Below are 13,480 nucleotides of genomic sequence, written 5' to 3'. Positions count from 1 at the left end.
GTGAACTTGGGTCTGGCGTTGAAACGAAACGAGCCGGCTTACATCAGACTGGCCGCCGCCGCGCGTTTGCTCGTGCCGTGCGGCGCCGATGCCGCGGCGTTCTGCGATGCACTGCCGCCGCTGTGTCCCGCGTTTTCGGCGATGATGCGCGCGATCTCCGCGTCGGCCTCGTCGCCGTACTTGTCGAAGACCTTCGTCTGATAGACGGTGTTCGGCGCGTTGCCGAGCTGTCCGCCGTTGTCGTTCCGGATATCGACATCGACCTGCATCGACAGGCCGATACGCAACGGATGCTTTTCGAGCTGCTGCGGATCGAGTTCGATCCGCACGGGCAGACGCTGGACGACCTTGATCCAGTTGCCGGTCGCGTTCTGCGCGGGCAGCAGCGAGAACGCCGCGCCGGTGCCGGCCGAAAAGCCGACCACCTTGCCGCGATAGACGACCGACGAACCGTAAATGTCCGCCGTCAGTTCGACCGGCTGGCCGATGCGCATATGCCGGAGCTGACCTTCCTTGAAGTTGGCGTCGACCCACACGCCGTTGAGCGGCACGACCGCCATCAACGGCGTGCCCGGCGCTACGCGCTGGCCGACCTGCACCGAGCGTTTCGCGACGTAGCCGGTGACGGGCGCGGGCAGCGTGTTGCGCGCGTTGTTCAGATACGCGTCGCGCACCTTGGCGGCGGCGGCCATCACGTTCGGGTGGTTGGTGATCGTCGTGTTCGACGTCAGCGCGCGGTTGGCCGCGAGTTGCTGCTTCGCGGCGTCGAGCGCGGCCTGCGCGCCGCGGACTGCGTCGCGCGCGTGCGAGATTTCTTCGGCCGAGACTGCGCCGGTCTGCGCGACGCTCAGACGGCGGCGCAGATCGTCCTGCGCGCGCGACAGATCCGACTCGCGCAGCGCCACTTGCGCCTGATACTGGTTGTCGTCCACGTAGAGGCCGCGCACCTGGCGTACGACCTGGGCGAGATTCGCTTCGGCCTGCTGCAGCGCGACGCGCGCGTCGGCCGGATCGAGCACGACGACCGGGTCGCCGACCTTGACGGTCTGCGTGTCGTCGGCGTTGACCGCGATGACGGTGCCGGTCACCTGCGGCGTGATCTGCACGACGTTGCCGTTGACGTAGGCATCGTCGGTCGTTTCATGAAAGCGCGCGACGAGGAAGTAGTACGCGCCGTAGCCGATCGCGGCGAGCAGGATGATGACGACAAGCACCGTCATCATCCGTTTGCGCTTACCGCTGTTGTTCGAAGGGCGCGCATTCGGCGCGGGTTGTTGTTGAGGCGTGCTCATGATGTACTCCGTATTCTTCCGTGTCTCTTATGTGCTGCTTGCGTGTCGTGTGGTGTTCGATGCGCGGCGGGTGGAGCTGGTGCGCCGCAATCGGGCTTCCATGCCCGGGCAACCCGTTGCGGGCGGACGCTCAGTTCGCCATCTGCGCCGAAGCGGCTGTGGTCGACGCGCTATCGGTGCGCGCTTGCGCCTGCGTTGCGTCGCTGGCGCCGGCCGGCGAGTCAGGCGGTGCCGCGAGACCGACGGCCGTCGCGTCGAACCCGCCGCCGAGCGCCTTCACGAGGCCGATCTGCAGATCGCGGCGGCGCATCTTCAGGTTCGTCACCGCCTGCTCGGCGGCGAGCCGGTTGTCGTCGGCGTTGAGCACCTGCAGTTGCGGCGACAGGCCCGCGCGGTAGCGGATCACCGCGAGCTGATACGCCTTCGTCGATGCATCGAGTGCGCGTTGCGCGTCGCCTTCCTGCTTGTCGATCGAACGGATCGATGTGATCTGGGTGGCGACGTCGTTCAGTGCGTTGACGAGCGTCTGGTTGTAGTTCGCGACGTCGAGGTCGAAGTCCGCATAGCGGCCCTTGAGCTGGGCGCGCAGTGCGCCCGCATCGAAGATCGGCAGATGAATCGCCGGTCCGGCCATTACCTGGCGGCTTGCCCAAAGAAAGAGGTCGCTCCAGCCGAACGCGTCGAAGCCGAAGGTGGCCGCGAGGTTCACGTCCGGGAAGAATTCCGCCTTTGCTTCCTTCACGTCTTGCAGCGCCGCTTCGACCTGCCAGCGCGCCGCGACGAGATCGGGACGGCGCGAGACGAGATCGGCCGGCAGATTGCCGGGCAGTGCGACCGGGTCGCCGGCGTTCAGCACGGGCTGAGCGATCTGCAGACCGCGGTCCGGTCCCTTGCCGAGCAGCGCGCCCAACTGATAGCGCACGACGGTGATCTGGCCGTCGAGGTCGGTCAGCGACGACTGGCTCGTCGCGATGTTGCCGTTCGCGGTCTGCCGTTCGACGTTCGTGTCGAGCCCCGCGCCGACGCGGTCGTTCGTAATCGAACCGACCGTCTGACGGTTCTGGATCTCGCGCTGCGCGATGTCGCGTAGCGCATACAGCTGCGCGAGCCGGTTATACGTACTCGCGACCGACGCCGCGAGCGTCACGCGCACCTGCTGCATCTCGGCTTGAGCAGCTTTTTCCTTCGATACCGCGGCTTGCAGCTTCGCGCGGTTTTTACCCCAAAGGTCGAGTTCCCACGTCGCGTTCGCGATCACGCTGTTCTCGCTGTCCCACTTGCCGCCGATCGGCGGAACGAAGAGGCCGTTCGGCGAATAGCGCTCGCGTGTCCACGTATAGCTGCCCGTGACCTGCGGGAACAGCGCCGAGCGCGAGCTTTCGATATACGACTGTGCCTTCTCGAGGCGCGCCTGTGCCTGCGCGATCGACGGGTTGCCGGCGAGCGCCTCGTCGATCAGCTTCGGCAGCTGCGGGTCGCCGAACTGGTTGGCCCAGTCGAGCGACGGCCACGTCCCGCCTTCGTCCGGCATGCTTTGCGTGGCCTCGTATTGCGCGGGCGCGGCAATCTGCTTGTCGCTGCTGATGCCGATGTAGTTCGCGCACCCCGACAGGGCGAGGGCCGTTGCCGTCAGCGCGACCGACGCGACGGAAACGGCAGCAACCCGGCACGGCCGGCCGGGCGCGAACGAAAGGTACGACTTCATGTATCCGTCCCTTGCTTGTAATCAATATTGGTAATGGACACTGCAACTACTTTGCCGCGGCTTGGCCTCTTAATTGCTTGCCGTGTCACGGGTTATGCCGCTTGAATCGACGTTATTGGCGAGCACGCGCCTGAGCATGCTCTTAAGGAAGCCAACTTCCTCGGGCGTAAAGCCGGACAGCAGTTTGTCCAGCACGCTCGTGAAGATGGCCGGCAGCTTAGCCGCAATCGCACAGCCTTCCGCCGTAAGCGCAAGGCGCACGACGCGCCGGTCCTCGCTGCTGCGCACGCGGGTCAGAAGGCCGCGTTTTTCGAGGCGGTCGATCAGGCGGGTGACCGCGCTCGCATCGATGCCGTACTCGCGCGCAAGCTCCGCGGCAAGCAGGCACTTGCCGCTCGCGACCATGAACAGAATGCTGGCTTGCGTGCTGGTAATGCCGAGCTCGGCCATCGCCTTTTGCGTGACCATGTTCGACATCGTCGATTTCACGCGCGAAATCAGATAGCCGACACTTTCCGCGAGCTGATAGTCGCGAACCTCGGGTGGCGGCGTGGAGGACGGGTCCGTCATGTTTCTTATGCGACAGCAATGGTTGACTAGGCATGATTATAAGAACGCTTAATTGACATGGCAAGCGTTCTTACAGATTAGGAAAGGGTGTTTTGTTACACAAGCGGGCGACGCGTGAAGCTTGCGCGCCGTCAATGCGCGGCGTCGGCTAAACCGTCGCGGTCGCGGCTTCGCGCGGTGCCTATTGGGGAATACGAGGGCGATTGTGTTAAATGCGTCATAGGTCCGTGCTAGAATGTGCGGTTCCCGGAAGTGCGCCCACTTTGCGTTCTGAATGTGCCGAAGCTGTCTTCAGCACTCGCCGCCGGGCACTTCAATCGTCCTCAGGTTCCTATGTCCCGCGCTCTTCGCAATATCGCCATCATCGCCCACGTCGACCACGGCAAAACCACGCTCGTCGACCAGTTGCTCCGCCAGTCCGGCACCTTCCGCGAAAACCAGCAGATCGCGGAACGCGTGATGGATTCGAATGACATCGAAAAAGAGCGGGGCATCACCATTCTCGCGAAGAACTGCGCGGTCGAATACGAAGGCACGCACATCAACATCGTCGACACCCCGGGCCACGCCGACTTCGGCGGCGAAGTGGAGCGCGTGCTGTCGATGGTCGATTCCGTGCTGCTGCTCGTCGATGCCGTCGAAGGCCCGATGCCGCAAACGCGCTTCGTCACGAAGAAGGCGCTCGCGCTCGGCCTGAAGCCGATCGTCGTCGTGAACAAGGTCGACCGGCCCGGCGCGCGCATCGACTGGGTCATCAACCAGACGTTCGATCTGTTCGACAAGCTCGGCGCGACCGAAGAACAGCTCGATTTCCCGGTAGTGTATGCGTCGGGCCTGAACGGCTATGCAGGGCTTGATCCGAGCGTGCGCGAAGGCGATATGCGGCCGCTTTTCGAAGCGATTCTCGAGCACGTGCCGGTGCGCCCGGCAGACCCTGACGGTCCGCTGCAACTGCAGATCACATCGCTCGATTACTCGACGTATGTCGGCCGGATCGGCGTTGGCCGTATCAACCGCGGCCGCATCAAGCCTGGCCAGGCGGTTGCGCTGCGCTTCGGGCCCGAAGGCGAGGTGCTGAACCGCAAGATCAACCAGGTGCTGTCGTTCCACGGTCTCGAGCGTGTGCAGGTCGACGAAGCGCAGGCCGGCGACATCGTGCTGATCAACGGCATCGAAGACATCGGTATCGGCGCGACGATCTGCGCGCAGGACAAGCCCGAGGCGCTGCCGATGATCACCGTCGACGAGCCGACGCTCACGATGAACTTCCTCGTGAACTCGTCGCCGCTCGCGGGCAAGGAAGGCAAATTCGTCACGAGCCGCCAGATTCGCGACCGTCTGACGAAAGAACTGAACCATAACGTCGCGTTGCGCGTGCGCGATACCGGCGACGAAACGGTCTTCGAAGTGTCGGGCCGCGGCGAACTGCACCTCACTATCCTGATCGAGAACATGCGCCGCGAAGGGTTCGAGCTCGCCGTGTCGCGGCCGCGCGTCGTGCTGCAGGAAGTCGACGGCGTGAAGCAGGAGCCGTACGAGCTGCTGACGGTCGACGTCGAAGACGGTCATCAGGGCGGCGTGATGGAAGAACTCGGCCGCCGCAAGGGCGAAATGCTCGACATGGCGTCGGACGCCCGCGGCCGCACGCGCCTCGAATACCGCATTCCGGCGCGCGGTTTGATTGGTTTCCAGAGCGAATTCCTCACGCTCACGCGCGGCACGGGTCTGATGAGCCACGTATTCGACGAATACGGCCCGATCAAGGAAGGTTCGGTCGGCGAGCGCCGCAATGGCGTGCTGATCTCGCAGGACGACGGCGCGGCCGTCGCCTACGCGCTGTGGAAGCTGCAGGATCGCGGCCGCATGTTCGTGAAGCCGGGCGATCCGCTGTACGAAGGCATGATCATCGGCATCCACAGCCGCGATAACGACCTCGTCGTGAACCCGATCAAGGGCAAGCAGTTGACGAACGTCCGCGCGTCGGGCACCGACGAAGCGGTGCGCCTCGTCCCGCCGATCCAGATGTCGCTCGAATACGCAGTCGAATTCATCGACGACGACGAACTCGTCGAAGTGACGCCGGTTTCGATCCGCCTGCGCAAGCGCCATCTGAAGGAGCACGAGCGTCGCCGCGCGAGCCGCGAAGCTGCGGTCGACTGACCTTGCGCCCCTTTCCGCCTGAAGGCGCCAGCGCGTCGTTGCCGGGCGCTTTCGCAGTTGCCGGATCACAGAACCGCCCTGATTTTCGGGCGGTTTTTTTTATTTGTGCGCGCCCTGATATATCAATGGAAGCGGACGCAATCGTTGCGATTTTGCACAAAGTGTTCTGTGCGATTTGAGGCGTGACCCGAAGCGTCGTCGCAAGCGCGGTTCGAATCGACGAGGCGGCGATATTGCGGCGAGCGCCCCAGCAAGCCCGCAGATATATCGCAGCGATCGCGCCATTGTCCCGCGAACCCTTTTCCAACGGGCGTTCGGGGCCTTTGCATGCGGGCATTCGGGATGGTTATGTGCTATTCTCCGCGGATGCAAGTTTTAGGTCCTTCCAAGCAAGACTTGATTCGCGCAATCCGCTAAACGGTCAGGCCGTGTCGCGGAAGGTTCAACAACCCGCTATTTCTCGAGAAACTCGACGAAAGGTGAGCGTAAACATGATGAAGCAATTCCAGCTGAACTCGTATCTGTTCGGCGGCAATGCTCCGTACGTAGAAGAACTGTACGAAGCGTATCTCGACAATCCGGCGTCAGTGCCCGAGAACTGGCGCAGCTATTTCGACGCGTTGCAGAACACTCCTGCATCGGATGGCACCAGTGCTAACGACGTGGCCCACGGCCCGATCGTCGAATCGTTCGCCCAGCGCGCGAAAGCGAATGCTTTCCTGCCGCGCGTCGCAGGCGGTGCGGAAGAATCCACTGCCCGCAAACAGGTTTTTGTCCAGTCCCTCATCGACGCATACCGCTTCCTTGGCTCGCAATGGGCCAATCTCGATCCGCTGAAGCGCCGCGAACGTCCCCCGATCCCTGAACTCGAACCCGCGTTCTACGACTTCACCGAAGCCGACATGGACCAGGTGTTCAACGCGAATGCGCTGTACTTCGGCTTCGAGCACGCATCGCTGCGCGACATCGTGAAGAATCTGCGCGACACGTATTGCGGCACGATCGGCGCCGAGTACATGTACATCAGCGATCCCGAGCAGAAGCGCTGGTGGAAGGAGCGGCTCGAATCGATCCGCTCGACGCCGAACTTCTCGAGCGAGAAGAAGAAGCACATCCTGAACCGCCTGACCGCGGCCGAAGGTCTCGAGCGCTTCCTGCATACGAAATACGTCGGCCAGAAGCGCTTCTCGCTCGAAGGCGGCGAGAGCTTCATCGCATCGATGGATGAGGTCGTGCGTCACGGCGGCGCAAAGGGCGTGCAGGAAATCGTCATCGGCATGGCGCACCGCGGCCGTCTGAATGTGCTCGTGAACACGCTCGGCAAGATGCCGGCCGACCTGTTCGCCGAATTCGAAGGCAAGCACGTCGACGATCTGCCGGCCGGCGATGTGAAGTACCACAAGGGCTTCTCGTCGGATGTCGCGACCGAAGGCGGCCCGGTTCACCTGTCGCTCGCGTTCAACCCGTCGCACCTCGAAATCGTCAACCCGGTTGTCGAAGGTTCGGCGAAGGCCCGTATGGACCGTCGCGGCGACGACGTAGGCCTGCAGGTGCTGCCGGTGCAGATCCACGGCGACGCGGCCTTCGCCGGCCAGGGCGTCGTGATGGAAACGCTGAACCTTGCGCAGACGCGCGGTTATGGCACGCACGGCACGCTGCATATCGTCATCAACAACCAGATCGGCTTTACGACGTCGGATCCGCGCGACTCGCGCTCCACGCTGTATTGCACGGACGTGGTCAAGATGATCGAGGCGCCGGTGCTGCACGTGAACGGCGACGATCCGGAAGCGGTCGTGCTCGCCACGCAGCTGGCCATCGACTACCGCATGCAGTTCCACAAGGATGTCGTGGTCGACATCATCTGCTTCCGCAAGCTCGGCCACAACGAGCAGGACACGCCGGCGGTCACGCAGCCATTGATGTACAAGACGATCGCCAGGCACCCGGGCACGCGCGCGCTGTACGCGGAAAAGCTCGTGCAGCAGGGCGTCATCACCGCTGAACAGGGCGACGAGTTCGTCAAGGCCTACCGCAAGGCGATGGACGAAGGCCATCACACGATCGACCCGGTGCTCTCGAACTACAAGAGCAAGTACGCGGTCGACTGGGTGCCGTTCCTGAACCGCAAATGGACCGACGCCGCCGACACGGCCGTGCCGCTCGCGGAACTGAAGCGCCTCGCCGAGCGCATCACGACGATTCCGGAAAGCTTCAAGCTGCACCCGCTCGTCGAGCGCGTGATCAACGACCGTCGTGCGATGGGCCGCGGCGAAGCGCCGCTCGACTGGGGCATGGGCGAGCACCTCGCGTTCGCGTCGCTCGTCGCATCAGGCTACGCCGTGCGTCTGACGGGCCAGGATTCGGGCCGCGGCACGTTCACGCACCGTCACGCGGTGCTGCACGACCAGAACCGGGAGCGCTGGAACGACGGCACGTACGTGCCGCTGCAGAACGTCGCGGACGGTCAGGCGAAGTTCACGGTCATCGACTCCGTGCTGTCCGAAGAAGCGGTGCTCGGTTTCGAGTACGGCTACTCGACCGCCGAACCGAATACGTTCGTCGCATGGGAAGGCCAGTTCGGCGACTTCGTGAACGGCGCGCAGGTCGTGATCGACCAGTTCATCTCGTCGGGCGAAGTGAAGTGGGGCCGCGTCTCGGGTCTGACCATGCTGCTGCCGCACGGGTATGAAGGCCAGGGTCCGGAGCATTCGTCGTCGCGCATCGAGCGTTTCCTGCAACTGTGCGCGGACCACAACATGCAAGTGGTCCAGCCGACCACGCCGGCGCAGATTTTCCATCTGATGCGCCGTCAGATGATCCGCCTGTTCCGCAAGCCGCTGATTGTCTTCACGCCGAAGTCGCTGCTGCGTCACAAGGAAGCCGTGTCGGATCTGTCCGAACTCGCGAAGGGTTCGTTCCAGACGGTCATCGGCGAGGTCGACGATTCGATCGATCCGAAGAAGGTCAAGCGCGTGCTCGCATGCTCGGGCCGCGTGTATTTCGACCTCGTCGCGCATCGCCGCGAAGCGAAGTCGACCGACGTCGCGATCATCCGTGTCGAACAGCTTTATCCGTTTGCGCACAAGCAGTTCGAAGCGGAAATGAAGAAGTACGACAACGCGACCGAGGTGGTCTGGGTGCAGGACGAGCCGCAGAATCAGGGCCCGTGGTTCTACATCGAGCACCACCTGAAGGAAGGCATGAAGGAAGGCCAGAAGCTCGCGTACAGCGGCCGCCCGGCATCGGCATCGCCGGCCGTCGGTTACTACGCGAAGCACTACGAGCAGCAGAAGGCGCTCGTCGAAGGCGCTTTCGGCCGTCTGAAGGGCGCAGCAATCGTTAAATAACGGCAACGCGAACCGGGAAAGCGCAAGCGCGCTTTCCCGCGGCGCATCTCGCAGTGCGCACGCGGTTCGCTTCCCTTAGCGACAGAACGACGTCTCCAGAACAGAGCCTCAGAACACGCGCGAATCATGCGACGAGTCATTCGCTCGGTCATTTGCTGAATCACGCGCTGAATCACGCGGTTAGCCAAATACGCTCATATAGAGTCCCAGGAAAATCACATGTCTATTGTTGAAGTCAAGGTTCCCCAGCTTTCCGAGTCGGTGTCCGAAGCCACGATGCTGCAGTGGAAGAAGAAGCCGGGTGAAGCGGTGACGCAGGACGAAATCCTTATTGAAATCGAGACCGATAAAGTCGTGCTCGAAGTGCCGGCGCCGTCCGCCGGCGTGCTGGCGCAGGTCATCAAGCACGACGGCGACATCGTCGTCGCCGACGAAGTGATCGCGAAGATCGACACCGAAGGCAAGGCAGGCGCCGCAGCCGTCGAAGCCGAAGTGAAGCCCGCGCCGCAGGCCGAAGCCGCTCCGGCGCAGGCGGCACAGGCAGCGCCCGCCGCAGCGAACGCGAATGCAGCGTCGTCGCCGGCTGCCACGAAGCTGATGGCCGAGAAAAACCTGTCGGCCGGCGACGTCGCCGGCACGGGCCGCGATGGCCGTATCACGAAGCAGGACGTCGTCGGGGCAGCGGCGGCGGGTTCGGCATCCCCGGCCCCGAAGGCCGCGCCGGCACCGGCTGCCGCGCCGAAGGCTGCGCGTCCGTCGCTGCCCGACGTCAAGGCGCCGGGTGCGGATCAATGGCTGCAGGATCGTCCGGAGCAGCGTGTGCCGATGTCGCGCCTGCGCGCGCGTATCGCCGAGCGTCTGCTCGAGTCGCAGCAAACGAACGCGATCCTCACGACGTTCAACGAAGTGAACATGGCTCCGGTCATGGATCTGCGCAACAAGTACAAGGACCGCTTCGAGAAGGAACACGGCGTGAAGCTCGGCTTCATGTCGTTCTTCGTGAAGGCGGCTGTCCATGCGCTGAAGAAATTCCCGCTCGTGAACGCGTCGATCGACGGCAACGACATCGTCTATCACGGCTACTTCGACATCGGTATCGCAGTTGGCTCGCCGCGCGGCCTCGTCGTGCCGATCCTGCGCAACGCGGACCAGATGAGCCTCGCCGACATCGAAAAGAAGATCGCCGAATTCGGCCAGAAGGCGAAGGACGGCAAGCTGTCGATCGAAGAAATGACGGGCGGCACGTTCTCGATCTCGAACGGCGGCGTGTTCGGTTCGATGCTGTCGACGCCGATCATCAACCCGCCGCAGTCGGCCATTCTGGGCGTGCATGCGACGAAGGAGCGGCCGGTTGTCGAGAACGGCCAGATCGTGATCCGTCCGATCAACTACCTCGCGCTGTCGTACGATCACCGGATCATCGACGGCCGCGAAGCGGTGCTGTCGCTCGTCGCGATGAAGGATGCGCTCGAAGACCCGGCGCGCTTGCTGCTCGACCTGTAAGCCGCCGTACAGCGCCTCGCGCTTGCCTCGGTGGTAGCGAGGCAACGCGCATGTCGTTCACAGTACGCAGTCAGTACCGGAGCGTCGCGCGCCACGAAGCGTGGCTGTGCGGCGCCTTCCTCTCCAAAGGATTGTCATGTCCAAAGAATTTGACGTCGTCGTGATCGGTGCCGGTCCCGGCGGCTATATCGCCGCGATCCGTGCCGCGCAACTCGGCAAGAGCGTCGCCTGTATCGAAAAGTGGAAGAACCCGGCCGGCGCGCTGAAGCTCGGCGGCACGTGTCTGAACGTCGGCTGCATCCCGTCGAAGGCGCTGCTCGCCTCGTCGGAAGAGTTCGAGAACGCGTCGCACCATCTCGCGGACCACGGCATCAGCGTGGAAAATGTCAAGGTCGACATCGCGAAGATGTTGTCGCGCAAGGAAAGCATCGTCGAGAAGATGACGAAGGGCATCGAGTTCCTGTTCCGCAAGAACAAGATCACGTGGCTCAAGGGCCACGGCAAGTTCATGGGCAGGAGCGACGCCGGCGTGCAGATCGAAGTCAGCGGCGAAGGCGAAACCGAGACCGTCGTCGCGAAGAACGTGATCATCGCGACGGGTTCGAAGGCGCGCCATCTGCCGAACGTGCCGGTCGACAACAGGATCGTCGCCGATAACGAAGGCGCGTTGTCGTTTACCGAAGTGCCGAAGAAGCTCGCCGTGATCGGCGCGGGCGTGATCGGTCTGGAACTCGGCTCGGTGTGGCGGCGTCTCGGCGCCGACGTGACCGTGCTCGAAGCGCTGCCCGAGTTCCTCGGCGCGGCCGACCAGGCGCTCGCGAAGGAAGCCGCCAAGCAGTTCAGGAAGCAGGGCCTCGACATTCACGTCGGCGTGAAGGTGGGCGAAGTGAAGACCACTGCGAACAGCGTGTCGATCGCTTATACGGACAAGGACGGCAACGCGCAGACGCTCGACGCCGACCGCCTGATCGTGTCGATCGGCCGCGTGCCGAATACCGACAATCTCGGTCTCGAGGCGATCGGCCTGAAGGCGAACGAGCGCGGCTTTATCGACGTCGACGATCACTGCGCGACGAGCGTGCCGAACGTCTACGCGATCGGCGATGTCGTGCGCGGTCCGATGCTCGCCCACAAGGCCGAAGACGAAGGCGTGCTGGTCGCCGAAATCATCGACGGGCAGAAGCCGCATATCGACTACAACTGCATTCCGTGGGTGATCTACACCGAGCCGGAAATCGCATGGGTCGGCAAGACCGAGCAGCAGCTGAAGGCCGAAGGCCGCGAGATCAAGACGGGCCAGTTCCCGTTCATGGCGAATGGTCGCGCACTCGGCATCAATAAAGCCGACGGTTTCGTCAAGATGATCGCCGACGCGAAGACCGACGAGCTGCTCGGCGTGCATATCATTTCGGCGAACGCGTCCGATCTGATCGCGGAAGCCGTGGTGGCGATGGAGTTCAAGGCCGCGTCGGAAGATATCGGCCGCATTTGCCATCCGCATCCGTCGCTGTCCGAGGTGATGCGTGAAGCGGCGCTCGCCGTCGACAAGCGCGCGCTGAACATGTAAGTCCGAAGAGCCCGATTCCTCGCATTGGGTATCACGACGAAGGCGGGCAGGGTGCGAACCCTCCCGCCTTCGTCTTATCTGCTGTGCAAGTGCGTCGATCGCACAAGTCACATGAGCTACACAAGCCGCACACGATGAACGTCACCGAATACTACGAAAACGAGCTGCAGACTCGGGGTTATCAGTCCGACCCTGCGCAACGCGCGGCAGTCGATCGTCTGCAGCGATGCTATGAAGAGTGGGTGGCGTACAAGGCGCGCCGGCCGAATGCGTTCATGAAGCTGATCATGCATCCGGACTTGCCGCGCGGCGTCTACATGTGGGGCGGCGTGGGCCGCGGCAAGAGCTTCCTGATGGACAGCTTCTATATGATCGTGCCGCTCACGCGCAAGACACGCCTGCACTTCCACGAATTCATGCGCGAAGTGCATCGCGAACTCGACGAGCTGAAAGGGCAGGCCGATCCGCTCGACGAACTCGCACGCCGGATCGCGAAGCGCTACCGGCTCATCTGCTTCGACGAATTCCACGTGTCGGACATTGCCGATGCGATGATCCTGTACCGCCTGCTCGACCGGCTGTTTACGAACGGCGTGCAGTTCGTGATGACGTCCAACTACGACCCCGATACGCTGTATCCGGACGGTTTGCACCGCGACCGCATGCTGCCCGCGATCGAGCTGATCAAGAGCAAGCTCGATGTGATCAACGTCGATGCGGGTGTCGATTACCGTCAGCGCACGCTGTCGCAGGTCGAGGTCTATCTCACGCCGCTTGGCGCCGCCGCCGACAAGGCGTTGCGCGATGCCTACGCGCGACTCGCCGCGGTGCCCGACGAAAGTCCGCTGCTGCATATCGAAAAGCGCGAGCTGAAGGCGCTGCGCCGCGCGGACGGCGTCGTCTGGTTCGATTTCGCGACGCTGTGCGGCGGTCCGCGCTCGCAGAACGACTATCTGGAGCTCGCCTCGCGCTTTCATGCGGTGATCCTTTCCGACGTGCCGCAAATGACGCCGCGCATGCAGTCGGAAGCGCGCCGCTTCACGTGGCTCATCGACGTGTTCTACGACCACAAGGTGAAACTGCTGATGTCGGCGGCGGTCCCGCCCGAACAGCTCTACGTGGAAGGGCCGATGGCGAACGAGTTCACGCGGACCGTGTCGCGCATCGTCGAAATGCAATCGAAGGAATATCTGGATACGCCACGGCGTACCGTCGACACATCGCTTACGTAGTGATGGAATTCAACTGAACGAGATAACGCGCGGCGCGTTGCGCCGAATGGCGTCGGGACGCGTCGCATTTTCAAGATTCGGATTGTTCTGATATTCGGTGT

8 protein-coding genes are annotated in these 13,480 nt (G+C 63.1%); 5 read left to right on the top strand and 3 right to left on the bottom strand.

Annotation, left to right across the window (positions count from 1 at the left end; translation table 11 throughout):
- Nucleotides 1-38 precede the first annotated feature (38 nt).
- The 3 genes from BTO02_RS13325 to BTO02_RS13315 all read right to left on the bottom strand — a co-directional run bounded on the left by BTO02_RS13325 (nt 39) and on the right by BTO02_RS13315 (nt 3,567).
- Nucleotides 39-1,292 carry an EmrA/EmrK family multidrug efflux transporter periplasmic adaptor subunit gene (locus BTO02_RS13325; protein WP_075157430.1) on the bottom strand — a complete coding sequence of 418 codons (1,254 nt, stop codon included), beginning with the start codon at nt 1,290-1,292 and terminating at the stop codon, nt 39-41.
- A 130-nt stretch (nt 1,293-1,422) separates the two neighbouring features.
- Nucleotides 1,423-2,997, bottom strand: a complete 1,575-nt coding sequence (locus BTO02_RS13320; protein ID WP_075157429.1) for an efflux transporter outer membrane subunit — start codon at nt 2,995-2,997, stop codon at nt 1,423-1,425.
- Nucleotides 2,998-3,066: 69 nt separating this feature from the next.
- Nucleotides 3,067-3,567 (bottom strand): MarR family winged helix-turn-helix transcriptional regulator, encoded by a 501-nt coding sequence (locus BTO02_RS13315; protein WP_075157428.1) that lies wholly within the window; start codon nt 3,565-3,567, stop codon nt 3,067-3,069.
- Between the two features lie 333 nt (nt 3,568-3,900).
- Between BTO02_RS13315 and typA the strand changes: the two genes are divergently transcribed.
- The 5 genes from typA (at nt 3,901) to zapE (ending at nt 13,379) form a co-directional block, all read left to right on the top strand.
- Complete coding sequence (gene typA / locus BTO02_RS13310; protein ID WP_075157427.1) at nt 3,901-5,727, top strand: translational GTPase TypA; 1,827 nt, start codon at nt 3,901-3,903, stop codon at nt 5,725-5,727.
- A 491-nt stretch (nt 5,728-6,218) separates the two neighbouring features.
- Entirely contained in the window at nt 6,219-9,077 is a 2,859-nt protein-coding gene (locus tag BTO02_RS13305; RefSeq protein ID WP_075157426.1) for a 2-oxoglutarate dehydrogenase E1 component, read from the top strand.
- A gap of 219 nt (nt 9,078-9,296) precedes the next feature.
- Nucleotides 9,297-10,580: a 2-oxoglutarate dehydrogenase complex dihydrolipoyllysine-residue succinyltransferase gene (gene odhB / locus BTO02_RS13300; RefSeq protein ID WP_075157425.1), complete on the top strand. Its 1,284-nt coding sequence runs from the start codon at nt 9,297-9,299 to the stop codon at nt 10,578-10,580.
- Between the two features lie 136 nt (nt 10,581-10,716).
- Entirely contained in the window at nt 10,717-12,147 is a 1,431-nt protein-coding gene (gene lpdA / locus BTO02_RS13295) for a dihydrolipoyl dehydrogenase (RefSeq protein WP_075157424.1), read from the top strand.
- Nucleotides 12,148-12,281: 134 nt separating this feature from the next.
- Nucleotides 12,282-13,379: a cell division protein ZapE gene (zapE, locus tag BTO02_RS13290; RefSeq protein ID WP_075157423.1), complete on the top strand. Its 1,098-nt coding sequence runs from the start codon at nt 12,282-12,284 to the stop codon at nt 13,377-13,379.
- Nucleotides 13,380-13,480 lie beyond the last annotated feature (101 nt).

It is taken from the genome of Paraburkholderia sp. SOS3, from assembly GCF_001922345.1.
Taxonomy (GTDB): domain Bacteria; phylum Pseudomonadota; class Gammaproteobacteria; order Burkholderiales; family Burkholderiaceae; genus Paraburkholderia.
This window is presented reverse-complemented; position numbering and strand designations above follow the sequence as displayed.

Coding starts and splice junctions, on each gene's coding strand:
- lpdA (WP_075157424.1), top strand. CDS start 10,717: ATGTCCAAAGAATTTGACGTCGTCGTGATCGGTGCCGGTCCCGGCGGC.
- BTO02_RS13305 (WP_075157426.1), top strand. CDS start 6,219: ATGATGAAGCAATTCCAGCTGAACTCGTATCTGTTCGGCGGCAATGCT.
- BTO02_RS13315 (WP_075157428.1), bottom strand. CDS start 3,567: ATGACGGACCCGTCCTCCACGCCGCCACCCGAGGTTCGCGACTATCAG.
- BTO02_RS13320 (WP_075157429.1), bottom strand. CDS start 2,997: ATGAAGTCGTACCTTTCGTTCGCGCCCGGCCGGCCGTGCCGGGTTGCT.
- typA (WP_075157427.1), top strand. CDS start 3,901: ATGTCCCGCGCTCTTCGCAATATCGCCATCATCGCCCACGTCGACCAC.
- odhB (WP_075157425.1), top strand. CDS start 9,297: ATGTCTATTGTTGAAGTCAAGGTTCCCCAGCTTTCCGAGTCGGTGTCC.
- BTO02_RS13325 (WP_075157430.1), bottom strand. CDS start 1,292: ATGAGCACGCCTCAACAACAACCCGCGCCGAATGCGCGCCCTTCGAAC.
- zapE (WP_075157423.1), top strand. CDS start 12,282: ATGAACGTCACCGAATACTACGAAAACGAGCTGCAGACTCGGGGTTAT.